This is a genomic window from Parvularcula sp. LCG005 (genome assembly GCF_032930845.1).
In the GTDB taxonomy this organism is placed as follows: Bacteria; Pseudomonadota; Alphaproteobacteria; order Caulobacterales; family Parvularculaceae; genus Parvularcula.
Genome location: NZ_CP136758.1, coordinates 102,353 through 121,888 on the forward strand (window position 1 = coordinate 102,353; position 19,536 = coordinate 121,888).

At 58.8% G+C, this 19,536-nt stretch carries 18 protein-coding genes; 10 read left to right on the top strand and 8 right to left on the bottom strand.

Features of this window, described 5'->3' with window-relative positions:
* Window positions 1-55 precede the first annotated feature (55 nt).
* Genes xylA through RUI03_RS00465 form a run of 3 tightly spaced genes read right to left on the bottom strand, consistent with a single transcriptional unit; the run spans window position 56 to window position 4,031 of the window.
* Entirely contained in the window at window positions 56-1,363 is a 1,308-nt protein-coding gene (xylA, locus tag RUI03_RS00455) for a xylose isomerase (protein WP_317289660.1), read from the bottom strand.
* A 14-nt stretch (window positions 1,364-1,377) separates the two neighbouring features.
* A complete protein-coding gene (gene xylB / locus RUI03_RS00460; RefSeq protein ID WP_317288309.1) occupies window positions 1,378-2,835 on the bottom strand; it encodes a xylulokinase in 1,458 nt (485 codons plus the stop codon).
* A 59-nt stretch (window positions 2,836-2,894) separates the two neighbouring features.
* On the bottom strand, window positions 2,895-4,031 hold the full coding sequence (locus RUI03_RS00465; protein WP_317288310.1) for an endo-1,4-beta-xylanase: 1,137 nt from the start codon (window positions 4,029-4,031) through the stop codon (window positions 2,895-2,897).
* A gap of 319 nt (window positions 4,032-4,350) precedes the next feature.
* Between RUI03_RS00465 and RUI03_RS00470 the strand changes: the two genes are divergently transcribed.
* The 4 genes from RUI03_RS00470 to ppa all read left to right on the top strand — a co-directional run bounded on the left by RUI03_RS00470 (window position 4,351) and on the right by ppa (window position 8,313).
* Window positions 4,351-5,997 carry a glycoside hydrolase family 43 protein gene (locus RUI03_RS00470; RefSeq protein WP_410795970.1) on the top strand — a complete coding sequence of 549 codons (1,647 nt, stop codon included), beginning with the start codon at window positions 4,351-4,353 and terminating at the stop codon, window positions 5,995-5,997.
* A 140-nt stretch (window positions 5,998-6,137) separates the two neighbouring features.
* Entirely contained in the window at window positions 6,138-6,692 is a 555-nt protein-coding gene (locus RUI03_RS00475) for a VOC family protein (RefSeq protein ID WP_317288312.1), read from the top strand.
* A complete protein-coding gene (locus tag RUI03_RS00480; protein ID WP_317288313.1) occupies window positions 6,689-7,699 on the top strand; it encodes a fumarylacetoacetate hydrolase family protein in 1,011 nt (336 codons plus the stop codon). Before RUI03_RS00475 ends, RUI03_RS00480 begins: the two co-directional genes overlap by 4 nt.
* A gap of 83 nt (window positions 7,700-7,782) precedes the next feature.
* Entirely contained in the window at window positions 7,783-8,313 is a 531-nt protein-coding gene (ppa, locus tag RUI03_RS00485) for an inorganic diphosphatase (RefSeq protein ID WP_317288314.1), read from the top strand.
* Between the two features lie 9 nt (window positions 8,314-8,322).
* Here ppa and RUI03_RS00490 read toward each other — a convergent pair whose 3' ends face one another.
* From RUI03_RS00490 to RUI03_RS00500, 3 genes are all read right to left on the bottom strand, one after another.
* Window positions 8,323-8,742 (bottom strand): pyridoxamine 5'-phosphate oxidase family protein, encoded by a 420-nt coding sequence (locus tag RUI03_RS00490; protein WP_317288315.1) that lies wholly within the window; start codon window positions 8,740-8,742, stop codon window positions 8,323-8,325.
* Between the two features lie 76 nt (window positions 8,743-8,818).
* Window positions 8,819-9,172 (bottom strand): GNAT family N-acetyltransferase, encoded by a 354-nt coding sequence (locus RUI03_RS00495; protein WP_410795971.1) that lies wholly within the window; start codon window positions 9,170-9,172, stop codon window positions 8,819-8,821.
* Window positions 9,135-10,676 carry a GNAT family N-acetyltransferase gene (locus RUI03_RS00500; protein WP_317288317.1) on the bottom strand — a complete coding sequence of 514 codons (1,542 nt, stop codon included), beginning with the start codon at window positions 10,674-10,676 and terminating at the stop codon, window positions 9,135-9,137. Before RUI03_RS00500 ends, RUI03_RS00495 begins: the two co-directional genes overlap by 38 nt.
* 271 nt (window positions 10,677-10,947) lie before the next feature.
* On the opposite strand from RUI03_RS00500, the gene RUI03_RS00505 reads away from it, so the two are divergent.
* The 6 genes from RUI03_RS00505 to RUI03_RS00530 all read left to right on the top strand — a co-directional run bounded on the left by RUI03_RS00505 (window position 10,948) and on the right by RUI03_RS00530 (window position 18,475).
* The gene (locus RUI03_RS00505; protein ID WP_317288318.1) at window positions 10,948-12,099 is read left to right on the top strand and encodes an OprO/OprP family phosphate-selective porin; all 1,152 of its coding nucleotides are present in this window, start codon (window positions 10,948-10,950) and stop codon (window positions 12,097-12,099) included.
* 15 nt (window positions 12,100-12,114) lie between these two features.
* Window positions 12,115-12,699, top strand: coding sequence for a hypothetical protein (locus tag RUI03_RS00510; RefSeq protein WP_317288319.1), 585 nt, complete (start codon window positions 12,115-12,117; stop codon window positions 12,697-12,699).
* 22 nt (window positions 12,700-12,721) lie between these two features.
* Window positions 12,722-14,704: a methyl-accepting chemotaxis protein gene (locus tag RUI03_RS00515; protein WP_317288320.1), complete on the top strand. Its 1,983-nt coding sequence runs from the start codon at window positions 12,722-12,724 to the stop codon at window positions 14,702-14,704.
* Window positions 14,705-14,909: 205 nt separating this feature from the next.
* Window positions 14,910-17,108: a sodium-translocating pyrophosphatase gene (locus RUI03_RS00520; RefSeq protein WP_317288321.1), complete on the top strand. Its 2,199-nt coding sequence runs from the start codon at window positions 14,910-14,912 to the stop codon at window positions 17,106-17,108.
* 287 nt (window positions 17,109-17,395) lie between these two features.
* A complete protein-coding gene (locus RUI03_RS00525) occupies window positions 17,396-17,671 on the top strand; it encodes a hypothetical protein (protein WP_317288322.1) in 276 nt (91 codons plus the stop codon).
* 75 nt (window positions 17,672-17,746) lie between these two features.
* Window positions 17,747-18,475, top strand: coding sequence for an HAD family phosphatase (locus tag RUI03_RS00530; protein WP_317288323.1), 729 nt, complete (start codon window positions 17,747-17,749; stop codon window positions 18,473-18,475).
* Window positions 18,476-18,698: 223 nt separating this feature from the next.
* Here RUI03_RS00530 and RUI03_RS00535 read toward each other — a convergent pair whose 3' ends face one another.
* Together RUI03_RS00535 and RUI03_RS00540 are read right to left on the bottom strand one after the other, a co-directional pair.
* Window positions 18,699-19,145 (bottom strand): MmcB family DNA repair protein, encoded by a 447-nt coding sequence (locus RUI03_RS00535; RefSeq protein ID WP_317288324.1) that lies wholly within the window; start codon window positions 19,143-19,145, stop codon window positions 18,699-18,701.
* Between the two features lie 48 nt (window positions 19,146-19,193).
* Window positions 19,194-19,514: a 2Fe-2S iron-sulfur cluster-binding protein gene (locus RUI03_RS00540; protein ID WP_317288325.1), complete on the bottom strand. Its 321-nt coding sequence runs from the start codon at window positions 19,512-19,514 to the stop codon at window positions 19,194-19,196.
* Between the last annotated feature and the right edge of the window lie 22 nt (window positions 19,515-19,536).

The following is a 19,536-nucleotide window of genomic DNA, read 5'->3' on the forward strand; positions in this document are numbered from 1 at the left end:
AATAAAAAAAGCCCGCCGAGGGGGCGGGCTTCTCTTTGTCAGGGAAAATTCACACTCAGACGGCGTAAGTGATGATATTTTCCATGTATTCCTGACGACCAGACTTCGGCTTCGGATCAAGATTATCCTTCACCGTGCGTTCTGAAATATCTTCCAGTGATGCAGTGTTCATGATCCACTGGCCCAGATCTTTGTCCCAACCGGCATAACGCTCGTTCAGGAACTCATCCATCTTGCCATCTTCGATGATCTTGGCGGCGGACAGAAGCCCGCGAGCCAAGGCGTCGATACCGCCAATATGGCCATGGAACAGGTCGGCAGCGTCAATGCTCTGACGACGGACTTTGGAGTCAAAGTTCATCCCGCCGGTGGTGAAGCCGCCATTGCGCAGCATGTGGATCATGGTGCGGGTAATTTCGGCCTGATCGTTCCAGAACTGGTCTGTATCCCAACCGTTTTGTGGATCGCCGCGGTTGGCGTCGATCGAACCGAAGATACCCAGCGCATAGGCCATGGCAACTTCGTGATCCATGGCGTTACCGGCGAGGGTCGCGTGGTTGGTCTCGATATTGACCGCGATCTCGTTTTCGAGGCCGTGCTTCTTGAGGAAGCCGTAGACCGTGGCTGTATCGCGGTCATACTGGTGCTTGGTTGGCTCGTGCGGCTTGGGCTCGATCAGCAGCGTGCCCTTGAAGCCGATCTTGTGCTTGTGCTCGACAGCAAGGGTCAGGAGGCGGGCCAGCTGGTCCATCTCACGGTCGACCTTGGTGTTGAGAAGGGTGTCATAGCCTTCACGGCCGCCCCAGAACACATAGTTCTCACCGCCCAGACGGTTCGTCGCGTCCATCGCATGGCGAACCTGCGTCGCCGCACAGGCGAAGACTTCCGGATCAGGGTTGGTCGACGCGCCCGCCATGTAGCGTGGGTTCGAGAACACGTTGGCCGTACCCCAGAGGAGCTTCTTGCCGGTTTCGCCCATTTTCTCTTCGATCTTGTCGACGATGACCGCGAAGTTCTCGACATGCTCTTTCATGGTGGCGGCTGGCGCCATCACGTCCACGTCGTGGAAACAGAAATAGGGGAAGTCCATTTTCGTGAAGAACTCGAAGGCGATGTCGAGTTTGGCGTCGGCCATTTCCTGGCCTGACAGCTGGTGCCACGGACGATTAAAGGTGCCGCCGCCGAAGACGTCAAAACCGTCCCAGCAGAAGGTGTGCCAGTAGCAGATCGAAGGGCGCAGATGCTCTTCCATCGTCTTGCCAAGGACTTTCTGGTTCTTGTCGTAATACCGGAAGGCCAGCGGATTGCTGGTTTCAGGACCCTCGAATTTGATGGGGTCAACGCCGGCGAAGAAATCTTTCATATTGGCCATGGTGTTCAGGCTCCTTGCGGAAAGGTCGATTTGAGATTCTGGTAGATTTCACGGAAACGCTCGCGTTTCGGGGCCAGGATGGCGACATCCTTTGGATCCGGTTCGATCGTTTCGAGAACGGGCGGGGCGGCCAGAATGGCCGCAGGATCGCCCGTGCCTGTGCACAGCTGGGCGAGTTTCGCAGCACCATAGGCGGGGCCGACAGCGGCATCCCGACGGTAGGTGAGAGGGCGTTGCAGAGCAGCCGCCAGGATCCGTCCCCAATAGGAAGATCGGGCGCCGCCGCCGATAACGGTGATCGTACCCACACTGCCGCCGCCATTGACGAGGGCATCGAGGCCCTGGGCAAAGCCAAAGGCAACGCCTTCCATCACCGCTTGGGCGATGGCGGCCGTGTCACTGTCATGGTTCAGGCCGAACAATACACCGCGTGCATACGGATTATTGTGCGGGGTGCGTTCACCGGACAGATAGGGCAGGAAGATTTCCTCCCCGTCCAGACGGTTCCGCTTTTCGGCCGCGGCAATCAATGTCCCGGCATCGGGTGTGTTGGTCATCTGCGCGGCCCAGTCGATACAGGATGCTGCAGACAGCATCACCGTCATCTGGTGCCATGTATCGGGGAGAGCGTGACAGAAGGCATGCACAGCCTCGGCCGGGTTGGGCATGAACGCCTCACCGGACAGGAACAGGACGCCCGACGTGCCAAGCGAAAGAAACGCCTCGCCCGGCGCCGTAACGCCCACGCCGACGGCACCGGCCGCATTGTCACCGCCGCCGCCAGCGACAGGGACCACAGGAACGCCCCAATCATTGGCAATGGTTTCGAGCAATTGGCCCGTTGCCTCTGACCCTTCGAACAGTTCGGGCATGTGGCTTTCTGTGAGGCCAGTCGCGGCGAGCATTTCCGGCGACCACTGGCGCTTGGCCACATCAAGCCAGAGCGTGCCGGCTGAATCGGACATGTCGCTGGCATAGTTGCCGGTCATCAGAAGGCGGACATAGTCTTTCGGGAGCAGGACCTTCGCCGTCTTGGCGAAAATATCGGGTTCATGATTGCGAACCCACAACAGCTTGGGCGCGGTAAAGCCCGGCATGGCGAGGTTGCCGGTGATCTCGCGACTGCGCGGTTCGATCTTTTCCAGCTCGGCACATTCCGCTGCTGACCGGCCGTCATTCCACAGAATGGCCGGGCGCAGGGGCTTGTCATTGGCGTCGAGCAGGGTCGCCCCGTGCATCTGGCCGGACAGGCCAATGGCTTCGACCTTCTTGCGCCGATCGGGTGACAGGGCCTTCACGGCCTTGTTCGTGGCGTCCCACCAGTCGGCCGGGTCCTGTTCGGACCACAAGGCCTGGGGACGGGAAATCGGCAGCGGCGCTGTTGCCTGGTCGATGACGTCGCCATCGGCGTTGGTCACAACCGCTTTGACGCTGGATGTCCCAATATCAATTCCGAGAAACACTGATGATCCTCAATCTGTAATTATGAGCATGTCGGGGATGGGCGGTGGCGGTAGCGGGTCTAGCCTGCATCCCGCTGGGGCGCAGCTTTCAGCGCGGCGGCAATCGCGTCACGCATCGGCTTGGGCTGGTAATCCGCGTCATAGACGGTCGGCCGCTTGGGCAGCCCATCTTCGCGGGGCTGGAAGCCCTGCAGCCAGTTCTCGCTGTCAACCATGCCCCAGATCAGAAGATCCTTGGTCTGCGGATAGCTCAGCATGAGGTCGAGATAATCTTTTGTATACGCTGCGATTTCTGTGTCGCGGGCAGTGATGTCGGCTTCCATGCGGCTGTCATCGACGTCGAACTCGGTAATGTAAAGGTCCAGTCCCATTCCAACGATTTCATCGCAGAACGATTTCCAGATCCGCGCCCGCTCCTTGGTATAGCCAGCGGGGGCGTCTTCGTTGGAATGGCTCTGCAGGCCGACCGCGTCGATCGGTGCACCGGATTTCACCAAGCGCTCGACAAGCCGCAGGACACCTGCGCGATGCTTATCGCTGGCAGGGGCCCAGTCCATGTAGTCGTTATAGGCAAGCTTCGCCGATGGGGCCGCTTCGCGTGCCACGTGGAAGCAATAATCGATCACTTCAGGGCCCATGGCGCGAGAGAATGACGTCTCGCGCAGCTCGCCCGTGGCAGGGTCAATCGTCTCGTTGACGACGTCCCAGGAGCTGTAGAATGGCTCATACCGGCTCGCCACTGCACTGACATACTGGTTCAGATAAGCCTCGGCATTCGCCGCCGAGCCCCAGTCTTTTTCGTTGATCCACTTGGGCAGCCATTGGGGATGATGCCAGATGAGCGTGTGGCCGCGCATGCCCAGATCATTCGCCTTGGCAAAATCCACAAGGGCGTCACCGGGGGCGAAGTTCATCACATCAGGCTGAGGATTGATGACGTAGATCTTGTTCTCGTTCTCGGCGACGATGATGCCGCATTCACGCTTGATGATGTCCGTATAGCGATCATTGTTGAGCTGACCGGCGGCCATCGCGGAGCCGAATTTGATGTTCTTCGCCTTGGCCAGACTGGCGAGGGAAGGCTGGCCGGAAACGGCACCTTCGGCTGACGCCTCCGCACCTGACTTACCGGTGCAGGCGACAAGCGCTGTTGAGCCCAAGAGGGTGACAAACCCCCGGCGTGAAAATTGTGCCATCTGGTTCCTCCAATGGGGCCATGCTACTACCGCAGTCCGTCGGCGCCGGGCTCTCGCCTATGCCGAGTCTCACAATATGAGCCCTCTGATTGAATGGCTATGATAACGCTATCATGTTATGAAATACAAGGCCTCTTCGACGTTTAAAGCGAAGGGGGAGGGCGCTTGGCAACGATGTGCCAAAGCAGGACAACTGGAGGAAAAGGTGGAACGAAAATTCAAACTGAGCGCGGCGCTGACCTCGATTTTGCTCGTCACGGCATGTGGCGCGGACAAATCGGACGAATTGGCAACGATTTCAGAAACACCCGATGGTGAGATGGCTGAGGCCTCGGCGCCAGCCGTCCCAACGGCGCGGTTCAGTAATTTCATCTACGAGGGACGTGATCCTGTTTTCGCGGCCAACAAGCCCGAAGCGGACGAGTACCAGAACCCGATTCTGGCCGGTTTCTATCCGGACCCCAGCCTGACACGTGCCGGCTCGGATTATTATCTCGTCAACTCAACATTTGCCTATTATCCCGGCATCCCGGTTCTTCATTCGACGGACCTGATTAACTGGACGCAGATCGGCAACGTCATCGACCGTCCCGACATGCTGGATTTTGACGGCCTCGGTCTCTCGCGCGGCGTCTTCGCGCCGACCATCGAGTATCATGAGGGGACATTCTATGTCGCCAACACGTGCGTCGATTGCGGCGGCAACTTCATCGTAACGGCGACTGATCCTGCAGGGCCCTGGTCTGATCCGATCTGGCTGCCGGAAGTCGGTGGGATCGATCCCTCCGTTTTCTTCGACGAGGACGGCAAGGTGTATGTCATGAACAATGACGCGCCTCCGGGTGAGCCTCTTTATGAAGGCCATCGCGCGATCTGGCTGCGCGAGGTTGATCCCAAGACGTTTCAGTCCATTGCCGAGCCGACCCTGCTCATCAATGGTGGTGTGCGGATCGAGGAGAAGCCGGTCTGGATTGAGGGACCGCACATCTACAAGATCGGCGACTGGTATTATCTCAGTGCCGCCGAAGGCGGCACGGCCGTCAATCACAGCCAGGTCGTGCTGCGGGCCGATAATGTCCTTGGGCCTTACGAGGCTTATGAAGGCAACCCGATCATGACACAGCGCCACCTGCCGGCGGACCGGGAGAATCCCATCACCTCTGTTGGTCATGCGGATATCGCCCAGGACGATGCGGGGAACTGGTGGGCGACATTCCTCGGCGTGCGTCCCTATGAAGGGGATTATTACAACACGGGGCGGGAAACATTCCTGATGCCTGTGCGGTGGGAAGATGGCTGGCCGCTGATCGTGACCGGCGATGAAGAGGTGAAGTACAAGGCCCAGCGGCCTGAGCTGCCCCTGTCGAGCCGGTCAAATGTGCCGCTCAATGGAAATTTCACGCTGACCGAAGACTTCTCCAGCGGCGAGTTGCCGCCGCACTGGATGACGCTTCGCGTGCCCAAGGAGCAGTGGTACGATTTTGCCGATGGAGACGTGATCATCACGGCCCGCGCTGACCGGCTGGGCGAGGGCGGCCAGCCCTCGCTGATCGCCCGCCGGCAACAGCATATTTATGCAACGGCCACGACCACGGTGACGTTCAATCCCGTGCAGTCCGGTGATGAGGCCGGTCTCGCGGTCCTGCAGAGCGACGACTACTTCTACGCCCTCGGCCTGAACAGTATGGGGGATGGCACCTTCGCGGTGACGGTACGCCAGAAAGCGGGCGCGGAGGAAAACCCTTATGGCGAGGTCGTTGCCGAACAGTCGGTGGACATGTCGTCGGGCGAGCCGCTGGATCTGCGTATCACGGCTGATGGAGATGCGTATGACTTCTTCTACCGTTTGCCAGATGGCGAGTGGCAGATGCTGCTTGACGATGCTGACGGCAAGATCCTGTCGACCCGGACGGCTGGCGGCTTCGTCGGCGCGACGTTCGGTTTGTACGCCGAAACCAGCGAGTAACGGCAGCATGACTGCACGGTGATCGAAAGGCCCGCTTCGGCGGGCCTTTTTCATGGCTGACAGGGCGTCACGACCAAGATTTATAGTTTCAATTGAAACATGATCTTGCCGTGAGGACCTCTTCGCCCCACAATCAGGGGATGACACCCTTTATTCAACGCATCCACCACGTGGCCTATCGCTGCAAGGACGCTCGCGAGACCGTCGAATTTTATGGTCGTGTTCTCGACATGGATTTTCAGCTCGCCATCGCTGAAGACCATGTCCCGTCGACGGGCGCCTACGACCCTTACATGCACGTCTTTCTCGATGCGGGGTCAGGTAACGTGCTGGCTTTCTTTGAATTGCCTGAACAGCCGGAGATGAGCCGGGACGGTAATACGCCGGACTGGGTCCAGCATATCGCGTTTGAGGTCAGCTCGCTGGATGATCTGGAACGGGTCAAGGCCAAGGCCGAGGCGGAAGGCCTGGACGTGGTCGGACCGACCAATCACGGCATCTTCAAGTCGATCTATTTCTTCGATCCAAACGGCCACCGATTGGAACTGGCCTGCAATACCTCTACCCCTGAACAGTTGGCTGAGCTCAAGCGCGTTGCCCCGATGATGCTTGAAGAATGGTCCCAAACCAAAAAAGCACCGCGCCACGCAGCGTGGCTGCATGAAAAAATCGCGGCGGAAACGGAAAACTCATGAAACTCGCAACACTGAAAAACGGGACGCGCGACGGGATGCTCGTCGTCGTGTCCCGCGATCTGACCACCTATGCCGATGCGCGTGAGATCGCGCCGACCCTTCAGGCAGCGCTCGATAACTGGGATACGGTCAGGTCAAAACTGAGCGCGCTCGCCGCGAAGGTCGAGGAAGACCGGGTGGGTGTCAGCCCCTTCGACGAAGCTGATTGCGAAAGCCCGCTGCCCCGCGCCTATCAGTGGGCGGACGGGTCCGCTTATATCAATCACGTCGAACTGGTCCGCAAAGCGCGTGGCGCGGAAGTGCCCGAGAGTTTCTACACTGACCCCCTGATGTATCAGGGGGGATCGGACGGCTTTTTGCCGCCCCATGGTACAATCCCGCTCGCCGACGAGGCCTGGGGCTGCGATATGGAAGGGGAGATCGCCGTCATCACGGGTGATGTCCCCATGGGCGTCTCAGCGGAAGAGGCAGGCAAGTACATTCGCCTCGTCATGCTGTGCAATGACGTTTCACTTCGTGGCCTGATCCCCGGTGAGTTGGCCAAGGGCTTTGGTTTCTTTCAGTCCAAGCCGCCGACGGCCTTTTCACCGCTTGCGGTGACACCCGATGAGCTGGGCGCAGCCTGGTCAAACTATCTCGTCCATCATCCACTCTGTGTCGATTACAATGGCGAGCCATTCGGACGTGCAGAGGCAGGCCAAGATGCGACCTTCTCGCTGGCGCAGCTGGTGGCGCATGCGGCGAAGACGAGACCCCTGGGCGCCGGGACCATCATCGGCTCCGGTACGGTCTCCAACAAGGATCCTGACGGCTCCCCCGGGCGCCCCGTCAAAGACGGCGGTCGCGGCTATTCCTGCATCGCAGAAATTCGCATGATTGAAACGATCAATACTGGTGAAGCCTCAACACCTTTCATGCGGGTGGGGGACACGGTGCGCGTTGAAATGTTTGATGAAGATGGCGCGTCCATCTTTGGCTCGATCGATCAGACCGTCGTTTCGGCATGATCCTCGCATAACGTTTTCGGACCGTGAGGTCTTGCTGCACCGCAACGCTACCGTTAGAGGCGGTCCGAAAGGATTGACAACCCATGGATATTTCCAAGATTCCCGCAGGCAAAGACCTGCCGGGTGATATCAACGTGATCGTCGAGGTGCCGCTTGGCGGCGAGCCGATCAAATACGAAGTCGACAAGGATTCCGGGGCCATGTTCGTGGACCGTTTCCTTTACACCTCAATGCGTTATCCGTGCAATTACGGCTTCATCCCGCACACCCTGTCCGGCGATGGCGACCCTTGCGATGTGATGGTTCTTGGACAGCGTCCGCTGTTCCCGGGGGCTGTAGTTCGCGCGCGGCCGATTGGCGTCCTGCTGATGGAAGACGAAGCCGGCGTGGATGAAAAAATTCTCGCGGCACCTCACCCGAAGCTCACGCGATATTACGACAACATCCATACCTACGAAGATGTGCAGCCCATTCTGCTCGAGCGGATCTGGCATTTCTTCAACCACTACAAAGACCTTGAGCCCAATAAATGGGTCAAGGTCATTGAGTGGCAGGGCAAGGAAGCCGCTGAGCGACTGATCCTTGAAGGCATTGAAAACGCCAAGAAAAAGTAAGGTCTCGCCCTAGCTGGGCTTGACCTCCCCTTCTTCCAGTCCGTCCCAATAATGGATGCGGGTCGCCTCAACCTTGATCAGGATGACCCCATCCGTATCCGGTCCGTTCTTGAACCAACGGTCCAGGTCTGGCGTCCAATGCTCACGGAACGCTTCGCGATCCTTGATGAGCGCAGCTTCCCCTTCGACAGCAATGTGAAAATCCTCATCGCCTTTGTAGGCAAGCCCGACCTGGGCGTTGCGGCGGATATCGTCGACCGTCCGGGTGTCTTCATTGGTGAAGAAATAGGATTGGCCATCATAATCGACGTCGCGATTATTGCTCATCGGCCGACCGGCGATCTGGCCGTTGGTCGAGTGAGTCGACAGCATGGCGATGTCGATATTGCGCATCGCGTTAGAAATGTCTTTCAGGGTCTTCTTGCCCATGGGGCGCCTCCTTTTGTGTGCCAAAGAAGCGCACGAGCCGACCCTACAGTTCCGCTGGCAATTAGCCGCACCGCAATTACGCCTGAATGACGTCTTTCCAGTCGTCGTGGCGCGCTAGCTGGGCTTTGAAAAACGGGCACAGCGGGACGATCTTGAAATCGTCCTCGCGGGCCCAGGCCACCATCCGTTCGGCCAGCGCCACACCGACGCCCAGGCCGCGCAGGCTATCAGGCACGCCCGTGTGATCGACGATAACGACCTTCGGGCTCATCCGTGAATAGGTCATGTCGCCCACATCGTCACGCCCCTCCACATGCGCGATGAGCCGCCCCTTCGATCCCGTTTCCTCTTTGGCAATGTGGATGGTCATGGCCTGATCCTTGGTGTCCGGATTATTTCCAAACCGTCTTGTAGAGGTCGAACCGGCGATCCCGCATGTTCTGCACCGTGCCCTGGGCCCGGGCCCAGGCCAGGTCCGTCAGGTCCAGATCGGCAATCGTCACGGTTTCGACATTCTCGGTCGCTTCAGCCGCAATACCGTCCCGGGCGAACGGGAAGTCGCAAGGGGTCAGAATGGCAGACTGCGCATACTGAACATCCATGTTCTCGACGTTGGGCAGGTTACCCACATTGCCGGCCATCACCACGTAGAGCTGATTTTCGATTGCCCGAGCCTGGCAGCAATAACGGACGCGCAGATAGCCTTGTCGATTGTCCGTACAGAACGGCACGAAGAGCAGCCGCGCGCCCTCATCGGCCAGACGACGGGCGAGCTCGGGGAATTCACTGTCATAGCAGACCAGAACGCCAATGGGACCGCAATCCGTGCTGATTGTGGCGACCTCGTCACCACCCTGAATGGCCCACCAATACCGCTCGTTGGGGGTGGGGTGAATTTTCTCACGCGCGTGCACCGATCCGTCCCGCAGGAACACATAGGCGACGTTCTGGATCTCACCATCATCCGTACGGGTCGGGTGTGAGCCGCCGATGATATTGATGTTGTAGCTGATCGCCATGTTCCGCATCGCCTCGACAAAGCGTGGCGTATAGGAGGTCAGGGTCTCGATCGATTCCGCCGGGCTCAACCGCTTGGGCGACAGAGCAAGGAGCTGCAGCGTGAACAGCTCCGGGAACGTCACGAAGTCGCAGCGATAGTCCGCGCACACATCAACGAAGTATTCGACGTTGCTGATGAAATCTTCGAAGCTTGAAATCATCCGCTGCTGGAACTGGACTGTCGCGACACGCACGGTCTCTTTCTGACCGTAGGTCAGCGAACCTTTCTCCACTTCATCCGAGGCATAGGGGTTGCGCCACACCATCAGGGAGGCGCAGCCGCTGCTTTCCGCGTCATCGGGCAAATAGCGCTCAATGATCATCTCGGGTACGAACCCGGCACGCAGGTGGAAATTGACGACCGGGTCGACCGCCTTTTTGTCGCGAACCGCCTGGATATAGTCGAGCGGATCGGGATAGTCCTTGCGGCGCTTGCCCAGGCCCGGCATCCGGCCCCCAAACAGAATGCCTTTCAGCCCTTCACCCTCACACAGCGCCCGACGCGCATCGTACAGACGCTGTCCGATCCGCAGGCGGCGGCGTGACGGATCCACGCAGACATCCATGCCGTAGAGCCAGTCGCCATTCGGATCATGACGGGCCGCATAGCCGCCGCCGGTGATTTCTTCCCAGCTATGACGTTTGAACGCGATGTCTTCCCCGATCAGGAACGACGCAGCATGGCCGACGATCGTGCCATCATATTCCACGACGAACTGGCCGTCGGGGAAGGTCGTGATCTGCCCCTGGATCATGCCCGGGGTGTAGGGCGCAAAGCCGGGATAGGCTCGGCGCGACAACTCAATCAGGGCAGGGATGTCCTGCGGTGTCGCATTGCGAAGTTTCAGGGCGGCGCGGCTGTTCTGTGTGCTCATCCCCTTGCGCTGCCGCAAACGTCGGCTGCCGTCAATCGCCCTTGTGCGTCCCTTGGGCAACCAACAGACGGCAAGTCGTCAACAAATACCTAACAACGCAGATAATATATGATCATTTACTTCATTTAAAAGATGACAGTCTAGAAGTGTGCATAACATATCGTTCCAAGAGCTATGTTGATGGATTGTTAAGCTATTCGGCGACCGGGCAATGGGTGTCGAATTCTGATCTTTTCAGCTTTCAACGGGGCTAAAACAGAAAGACCGAACAATGAAAATGCGCTGTGGGGCCGTGCTCAGTGTCATGACTGTGACATCACAGTTCCTTTTGCCTGCGATGGCGGAAGAGGCTCATCCGACGATGAAGCTGGATGGCCGCATCGCCATCGATGCGGGTCTGAGCCATGACGGCAATGAAACGATCAATGGATCGGAAATTCGGCTTCTGTGGCTCGGTGCCAAGGGCAAGGTTTCGGACGACGTGTCTTATCGCGTCCTGCTTGGTTTTGAGGGCAACAAGACGTCCATCAAGGACGCCATCATTACCTATACGGGTATCGACAACGTCAAACTGATGGCCGGGAACTTCAAGGCGTTCACCGGCATCGAGAACATGTCGTCGAACCTGCATCTGACCTTCATTGAGCGGTCAAACGGCATCAAGCCATTCCGTCCCATTCGCCGCATGGGCTTTGGCGCCACCTACGCAAGCAAGCATATGAGCGTGGCTGGCGGTATTTTCGGCGGGGACCTGAACAATATCAATGGTGTTGACCAGCCCTGGTCCGTATCGGGCCGCGTGGTCGGTGCACCGATCCTGAGCGAGGATGGTCGCAACGTCCTGCATCTGGGCGTATCGACCTACCGCGAAATGACGCCTGCTGATGACCATGTCGTCAAATACAGCGGCGCGGGTGAGACGCACGTCATCAACGAAAAGCTCGTCAGCACGGGATCGATCAACGGCGCTGAAACGGCTGCGACCAACGCTGTCGAGGCCCTGTTCATTGCCGGGCCGTTCTCGGTCATGTCTGAATACAGCCAGACCACGGTCGGTCGCGACAGCATGCCAGACCTCGACTATTCCGGTGGTTACGCCAACGTTTCGTATTTTCTGACCGGCGAACAGCGCAGCTACAAAGTGGCTGACGGCACGGTCGGTCGTGTGAAGCCAAATCATCCGGTGGATGAGGGCGGCCGCGGCGCATTCGAAGTTGCCGCCCGCTACACAACGCTCGACCTCCTCGATGACGGCATTTCTGCCGGCGGCGAGATGGACAGCGTGACAGTGGGCGTGAACTGGTACCCAGACAGCCGCATCAAGCTGATGGCCAACCACGTCATCAATTCCACATCGGGCGGCACCACGGTGCCGGACTACGAGCCTCAATATTCCATGCTGCGTATGCAGGTCGATTTTTAAGAAGCGAGTGGAAGTATGTTGAATTTGAAAACAGCATTGGCATGTAGCGGTATCCTGATAGGGGGTGTCGCCTCGCTTCAGGGGACGGCGGCAGCTCAGGCGACGGTTTCCGAAGCCAAGGTCCGGGCATTTGTCACTGACCGCTTGCTGAAAATCGTTGAAGATCCCGATATCATCGAGGCGATTGAAGCGCAAAACCGTGCCTACACAGATCTAACGCCTACCGACATTACCATTCTGGATCGCCGCTGGCGTGAAGGCGACAGCAAGGTCATCGAAGGGGTCATGCAGTCGGCACTGACGGCGAAAATGCAGGGTATTGTCCAGGAAACACGCGGGCTGATCGCTGAAATCATCATCATGGATGACAACGGCCTCAACGTCGCGTTGAGCAACGTCACGTCCGACTATTGGCAGGGCGATGAGGCGAAATGGAAAGAGACCTATCTCGTCGGTCCTGACGCCCTCTTTATTGATGACGTCGAGGAAGACGAGTCAACGCAGGTCTTCCAGGTTCAAGTCAGTATTCCCGTCGTTTCTGAGGGTGTTGTCATCGGTGCCGCCACGTTTGGTATCGATGCTGATACCGTCGAAGAATAAACCGTCCAAAAGGAATCATTCAGTGTCAAAATCACTTCTGTTCAGACTTGTTTCTGTGCTGTCTGTCCTGCTGGTGGGCGGGCTTGCAGTTCTCATTACCTTCCAGGCGGGCCTCGTGGGCCGAATGGAATCGCGGTCAGCCGCACAATCTTTCGCTGAGAAATCCTATCTTGTAGCATCGCAGATGCGTGGTGGGATCAAGTGGCACAAGGAAGACTCGATCGAGCGCGCCTATGCTTCGCTGACGGGGAAGGATGCGGCGTCAAACCTGTCCGACGTCCTCGTTGTCTCAGGTGACGGCACGGTACTCGATACGTACGCCTCCGATCTTTATGAAAATACCAGCCTCTCAGCGCTGCTGGGTCAGGCCCGCTCGGATCTCTCGTCGACGGAAATGGTCAGTTATACCGACCCCGGACATTACATGACATTCGTCAAGATATCGGACCCGAACAAGGGCACCGTGCTCGGCTATGTTGGTGTGGCGTGGAGCAACGCGGCGTCCAAGGCGGCCGTCTCAAACGTGCGAAATCAGACTATCGGCTTCGGGATCGCCTTCGTCGCGATTGTGCTAGGGGCCATGTTTTTCGTATTGCTCAAAATGGCTATCAAACCGATCATCGGACTTCAAAAGAGCATGACCGAGCTGGCGCAAGGGAATCTTGCCGTCGAGGTTCCATCAACCCAGCGTCAGGACGAAATCGGCTCCATGGCGAAGACCGTTGAGGTCTTCCGCGAGAACGCCAACCGGATCGAGATCCTCCACCAGGAGAAACTCGAAGCCGAGCGTGCTGAGCGTGAAGAAACAGCACGTCGTGAAGAGGCAGAGCGGGCTCGTGAAGACGAGAAACGCGCTGAGCTTGAGCGCAAGGCAGAGGAAGAGCGCCGTCGTGAGGAAAAAGAGCGTGAACGCGAAGCTGCTGCCATGGAAGAGCAGCGTGTACGGAGTGAACAGCAGGCACAAGTCGTCGAAAACCTGGCTCGCGGCCTGAAATCGCTGGCCAGCGGTGACCTGACCCACCGCATCAGCACGCCGTTTACGTCTGAGTACGAACAGCTGCGTGTCGACTTTAACTCCGCCATCAGCGGACTTGAGCAGGCGGTCAATGCGATCATCGGCAATGCCGGCAATATCGATGCGACCGTGCGCAACATCTCGAGCGCTGCAGATAATCTTTCCAAGCGGACAGCCAATCAGGCGGCGACGCTTGAAGAGACGGCCGCAGCATTGGACGAGGTTACCGAGGCGGTCAACGAAACCGCACAAGGCGCCAACCACGCCAACAAGGCCGTGGGCTCAGCGCGGCAAATGGCCGAGGAAAGCGACGTCATCGTCAAACGGGCCGTCGAAGCCATGGGCAATATCGAAGCCTCCTCCAGCGAGGTATCGAAGATCCTCGGTGTGATCGACGAGATTGCCTTCCAGACCAACCTCCTTGCACTGAACGCCGGCGTTGAAGCGGCCCGGGCAGGGGACGCAGGTCAGGGCTTCGCGGTCATCGCAACGGAAGTCCGTGCGCTGGCGCGTCGCTCATCGGATGCGGCCAAGGAAATCAACGAACTGATTTCCAGCAGCTCCAAACAGGTGGGCATTGGTGTTGAACTGGTCGGTAATGCTGGGGGCTCCCTCAGCAAGATCATGGGCAGCGTGAAGGAAGTCAGCGAGCTTGTCTCCAAGATTGCGGTGTCGGCCCAGGAACAGGCCCGCGGCCTGTCTGAAGTCAACAACTCCATCAACCAGATGGATCAGGCGACCCAGCAGAACGCGGCCATGGTCGAGGAATCGACAGCCACAAGCCACGCCCTGTCAGAGGAAGCCTCGGAACTGGTCCGCTGCATCGCGCACTTCCAGACATCGGAAGCGAAGCCAGCTGTCCGGTCGTCGTCGCCGAAACCCAAAGTGGTGGAGCAACAGCGCCAGATTGCCCAGTTCGCCGCTTCGGCGAGCCATGGCAGCGCCGCCCTGAAGCACGCCACCGATCCCGACGACTGGTCGGATTTCTGATCCACTACCCCATCTGGTCTTGCAAACATGCCCCGCTCGTTCATCGAGCGGGGCATTTTTTTCACTGCAATTGCTCTTGCCTTCGAAACGGTAGCGGATTGACGAAGCCTCTAAGCACTGCGACCCTTTCGCCAACACAATACGGACGAGGGACAAACCTTCGCCGGTTGAGGAAACGAACCATAGAAGTCGAAAGGGCTTTTCGATGCCAATTACATTATTGCTCGTCGTTCTGGCGGGCCTGATTGCCGTGGGATACGGCTATGTCACCGGCAAATCCGTGATGAAGGCGCCGGCCGGAAACGACCGGATGCAGGAGATCGCCGCCGCCATTCAGGAAGGCGCGCAGGCCTATCTGAACAAGCAGTACACGACGATCGCCATCGTTGGTGTTGTCGTTCTCGTTCTGCTGGTATTCCTGTTCCGCGACTGGGTGCCGCCCGTGGGCTTTGCCCTTGGGGCTATTCTGTCCGGCCTTGCTGGCTATGTGGGCATGCTGGTGTCGGTGCGTGCCAATGTGCGCACGACCGAGGCGTCCCGTCAGGGCCTGAAATACGGCCTTGATCTGGCTTTCAAATCCGGCGCTGTCACCGGCATGCTGGTGGCTGGCCTCGCGCTTCTGGGTCTCGCTGTCTATTTCGGCGTTCTTTCCGCAGTGTCAGAGCACGTCGATGACCGCCGCGTGATCAACGGTCTTGTGGCCTTGTCCCTTGGGGCGTCGCTGATCTCGGTGTTCGCCCGGCTGGGCGGGGGGATCTTCACCAAGGGCGCCGATGTCGGTGGTGACCTGGTGGGAAAGGTCGAGGCGGGTATTCCCGAGGACGACCCGCGCAACGCCGCGACCATTGCGGACAATGTGGGTGACAATGTCGGCGACTGTGCTGGCATGGCAGCTGATCTGTTCGAGACCTATGTGGTGACGATCGCTGCGACGATGGTGCTCGGCTCCATCCTCTTTGCCCCTGACGCCTATGCGATCGCCGCCAACCCGGATGGCGCCTTTGGCACGGTGCGCATGTTCATGACGTACCCGCTGGCGATTGCCGGGGCGTGCATTCTCACATCGATCGCGGGAACGTATTTCGTCAAGTTGGGCAAGGGCTCAACGAATGTGATGGGGGCGCTGTACAAGGGCCTGCTGGTAACGGGCGCGCTGTCCGTGGTCGCCCTGTTCATTGTCACGGCCCTGATGATCGGGCTGGGGGATGTGTTTGAAACCTCCGAGGGCCGCGCCATCACCGGCATGAACCTGTTCTGGTGTGGGCTTGTGGGGCTGATCATCACGGGCGGTATCGTCTGGGTCACGGAATATTATACGGGCACGGCCTACCGCCCTGTCCGCTCCGTCGCAAAGGCATCGGAATCCGGCCATGGCACCAATGTGATCCAGGGGCTGGCCGTCTCCATGGAGGCGACCGCTCTGCCTGCGCTGATCATCATGGTGGGGATCGGCGTCACCTATGGTCTGGCGGGGCTCTACGGGATCGCCATCGCCGTGACGACCATGCTGGCCCTCGCTGGTATGATTGTCGCGCTTGATGCATTTGGGCCTGTGACCGACAATGCGGGCGGTATCGCCGAGATGGCCGAGCTGGATGCCTCCGTGCGCGAAACCACGGACGCGCTCGATGCCGTTGGCAACACGACCAAGGCGGTAACCAAGGGCTATGCCATCGGTTCTGCAGGCCTTGGGGCGCTGGTGCTCTTTGCGGCGTATGCGCAGGACCTCGCCTACTTCAAACGCAACCCTGAAACCTATCCGTTCTTCGCGGATGTGACGGTCGATTTCAGCCTCGCCAATCCATACGTCATCATCGGTCTGTTCGCGGGCGGGCTGTTGCCGTACCTGTTTGGCTCCCTGGCCATGCAGGCTGTAGGCCGCGCAGCGGGTGCGATTGTGGAGGAAGTCCGGCGGCAGTTCCGGGCCGATCCGGGTATTATGGAAGGGACGTCCAAGCCCGACTATGCCCGCGCGGTGAACCTGCTCACGGGCGCTGCGATCAAGGAAATGATCGTACCCAGCCTGCTGCCAATCCTGGGGCCGATAGTCCTCTATATCGTGATCGGTGTCTCCGTCGCAGGGTTCAACGAAGGCGGCGCGATTGCCGGCAAGAATGCGGCCCTGTCGGCCCTCGGGGCGATGTTGATGGGCGTCATCATCACCGGGCTCTTTGTGGCTCTGTCGATGACCGCTGGCGGTGGCGCATGGGACAACGCCAAGAAGTATATCGAAGACGGCCATCATGGTGGCAAAGGGTCCGAGGCGCACAAAGCGGCGGTCACGGGCGACACCGTCGGCGATCCATACAAGGATACGGCGGGACCTGCGGTCAATCCGATGATCAAGATCACCAACATCGTGGCGCTCTTGATGCTGGCCTATTTTGCGGGCATGGGCGGCTGATCGTTCTTCACGACGGTTATGCAAGTAAAAACCCGGCCAGTTGGCCGGGTTTTTCATTTTGACCATGCCCGAAGAGAGGGCAGTAAAAGCGATAAGAAAACTGTATTTCGCTTTTTAATGTCATGAATTGCTGCAGCGCGTCGTTATGCCATAAAGAATACTGAAAAAAATGTAAAAATATGATCAAAATTGGCAGGATTCATTTCATCGCATACTGGACGGCCTTCTGAAAATGTCGTCCCCTTGAAGTTGGGTGGGCAAGCCCATCGTCATTGAGGGATGAAACGATGTTGGAAGAATATTTGCCGCTGATCCTGAACGGTGTCGGCGGGGCGGTCCTCGGGCCGATCGTTGCGAAACTGCTGCGCGGCGGCGCCGGTGGTGGCCTGCTGGGCGGTATCATTGGCGGCATTGCGGCCGGCTTCGGTGCTGAGCAGGCGGGCATGAATGATCTCGTCACCAATGGCACGGACATGATGATGTATGTGCAGAACCTGCTCGAAGGCGGCGTTGGCGGCGGTGTTCTGGGGACGATCCTCGGCCTGATCATGAAGCGTCGCTAGGCGGCCGGGTAAGAAGGGGCGATGTTTCGCCTCTTCGCCCTTCTCCTCCAGGGCCAACGGCCCTAGCTAGAGAGCATGAGTTTCAAAGCCATTCTTTTCGATTGCGACGGCGTCCTTGTGGACTCCGAAATTGTCGGTCTTGAGGATTCTGTCCGCTTTCTGAATGATCGCGGCTTTTCCCTGACAGCCCGGGATGTCATCCGGCGTTTCACCGGCATGCGCGCCGACCGCTTTGCGGGGGAGATGCGCGCAGAATATGACATGATCCTGGGTCGGCCATCGTCCGATGATGAGTTCGACGCGCTGTTCGAGGGCTTCGTCGACCAGCGCCGGGCGAAGCGCGATGAGATGCAGGCGGTGCCGGGCGCGTTGGATATCGTCGCCACATTGGCCCGCGACTTTGACGTGGCCCTTGTTGTTGCTTCGTCATCGGGCCAGTTTTTCCTGGATTCGAAAATCGACCGCTACGGCTTTCGTCCTCATTTTGGCCATCACGTCTATTCGGCGGACGATGTGTCTCACGGCAAGCCTGCGCCAGATATCTTCCTGCACTCCGCCGAAAGGGCGGGGGTCTCCCCGACAGAGTGTCTGGTCATTGAGGACAGTCCCAATGGGGTGGAAGCCGGCGTTGCGGCCGGGGCCACCGTCTGGGGGTTCACCGGCGGTGGACACTGTCTTGAAGATCACCATGAGCGGTTGGCGGAATGCGGCGCCGCCCGGGTCTATGAGAACCATGGCGATCTGCTGCGGCACCTGTCAGAAAATCTCGTGAGGCGAGTGCAGCGCGCTGACGCACAACTATAGTTTCCTGCGTAATAATGTGATAATAGGCATTGCGGCGGCGGAATTGCCCAAGTATCGCTGCCCGCATGGTCGGGGGAATGAACCTGCCCTCATTCTCCGAGGCGACGCCTCGAGAGCGCTTGCGTCTTCGTTTTCTCGCCTACGACAAGGGGGGAGAAGACAAACAATCTTCTAGTTTCAGAAGGGCGGGACGCGGCGCTCTCTCGACTATTTTTTCGACGTATCATCGGCCTGTCGCGGCGAAGGCCGCCTGTCGGGCAAACCGCAATGTCACGGCCTTGCGCCGTCCGGCGGCCAGTTTGCGGTCGACCGTCGGGCGAAGCGTCGCGCCGCCAAAGCCATCCGCAATCATCAGCCCCTCTTCATCGGGCAGGATCTCGCGCGGGAAACACTCATCGACCGCGAAAAAGAACCGGTCGCAATAATCCAGATAATCCTGCCACTTGGCATCAACTTCGAAATCGGCGCGGCACGATTTCACCTCGACGATCGTGATGATCCCCTTGGGACAGAGGCCCACGACATCCGCCCGACGTCCATTGGCCAGCGTAAATTCTGTCAGGACGGCGCACCCCTCGTTCAGGAGGATGCGGCACACCCCGCGCGTGACCATCTCGGTCACGTCCGGACGGGCCTGCAGGGCGGCAAGGCTGGAAGGATCGGGCAGCATTGGCACAAATAGGGAACATCGGGCCCCGTCTGTCAACCGTTCGGCGGCTTATCCCTGGAATTGGGGGAGGCGGACGATCAGACCGTCGAGGTCGTCATTGATCGTGATCTGGCAAGACAGGCGCGAGGTGTCTTCGCGCTCTGAGGCAAAATCCAGCATGGATTCTTCCATCGCGGTCGGCTCGCCAGTTTTCTCGGAAAAGGCCGGATCCACATAAACGTGGCAGGTCGCGCAGGCGCAGGCCCCGCCGCAATCGGCATCGATGCCCGGCACACCGTTCTTGATGGCGACTTCCATGACCGTCAGGCCGGATTCGGCATCAACGGAATGCTCAACGCCGTCATGTTCGATATAGGTGACCTTGACCATATAGACTGTAATCCCTGCGCTT

Excerpts from the sequence above, each read along its gene's own strand:
- RUI03_RS00500 (WP_317288317.1), bottom strand. The coding sequence starts at position 10,676 with ATGAGCACACAGAACAGCCGCGCCGCCCTGAAACTTCGCAATGCGACA.
- RUI03_RS00475 (WP_317288312.1), top strand. The coding sequence starts at position 6,138 with ATGACACCCTTTATTCAACGCATCCACCACGTGGCCTATCGCTGCAAG.
- ppa (WP_317288314.1), top strand. The coding sequence starts at position 7,783 with ATGGATATTTCCAAGATTCCCGCAGGCAAAGACCTGCCGGGTGATATC.
- RUI03_RS00525 (WP_317288322.1), top strand. The coding sequence starts at position 17,396 with ATGTTGGAAGAATATTTGCCGCTGATCCTGAACGGTGTCGGCGGGGCG.
- xylA (WP_317289660.1), bottom strand. The coding sequence starts at position 1,363 with ATGAAAGATTTCTTCGCCGGCGTTGACCCCATCAAATTCGAGGGTCCT.
- RUI03_RS00490 (WP_317288315.1), bottom strand. The coding sequence starts at position 8,742 with ATGGGCAAGAAGACCCTGAAAGACATTTCTAACGCGATGCGCAATATC.
- RUI03_RS00535 (WP_317288324.1), bottom strand. The coding sequence starts at position 19,145 with ATGCTGCCCGATCCTTCCAGCCTTGCCGCCCTGCAGGCCCGTCCGGAC.
- RUI03_RS00540 (WP_317288325.1), bottom strand. The coding sequence starts at position 19,514 with ATGGTCAAGGTCACCTATATCGAACATGACGGCGTTGAGCATTCCGTT.
- RUI03_RS00505 (WP_317288318.1), top strand. The coding sequence starts at position 10,948 with ATGAAAATGCGCTGTGGGGCCGTGCTCAGTGTCATGACTGTGACATCA.
- RUI03_RS00520 (WP_317288321.1), top strand. The coding sequence starts at position 14,910 with ATGCCAATTACATTATTGCTCGTCGTTCTGGCGGGCCTGATTGCCGTG.
- RUI03_RS00510 (WP_317288319.1), top strand. The coding sequence starts at position 12,115 with ATGTTGAATTTGAAAACAGCATTGGCATGTAGCGGTATCCTGATAGGG.
- RUI03_RS00465 (WP_317288310.1), bottom strand. The coding sequence starts at position 4,031 with ATGGCACAATTTTCACGCCGGGGGTTTGTCACCCTCTTGGGCTCAACA.
- RUI03_RS00530 (WP_317288323.1), top strand. The coding sequence starts at position 17,747 with ATGAGTTTCAAAGCCATTCTTTTCGATTGCGACGGCGTCCTTGTGGAC.
- RUI03_RS00480 (WP_317288313.1), top strand. The coding sequence starts at position 6,689 with ATGAAACTCGCAACACTGAAAAACGGGACGCGCGACGGGATGCTCGTC.
- RUI03_RS00470 (WP_410795970.1), top strand. The coding sequence starts at position 4,351 with ATGGCTGAGGCCTCGGCGCCAGCCGTCCCAACGGCGCGGTTCAGTAAT.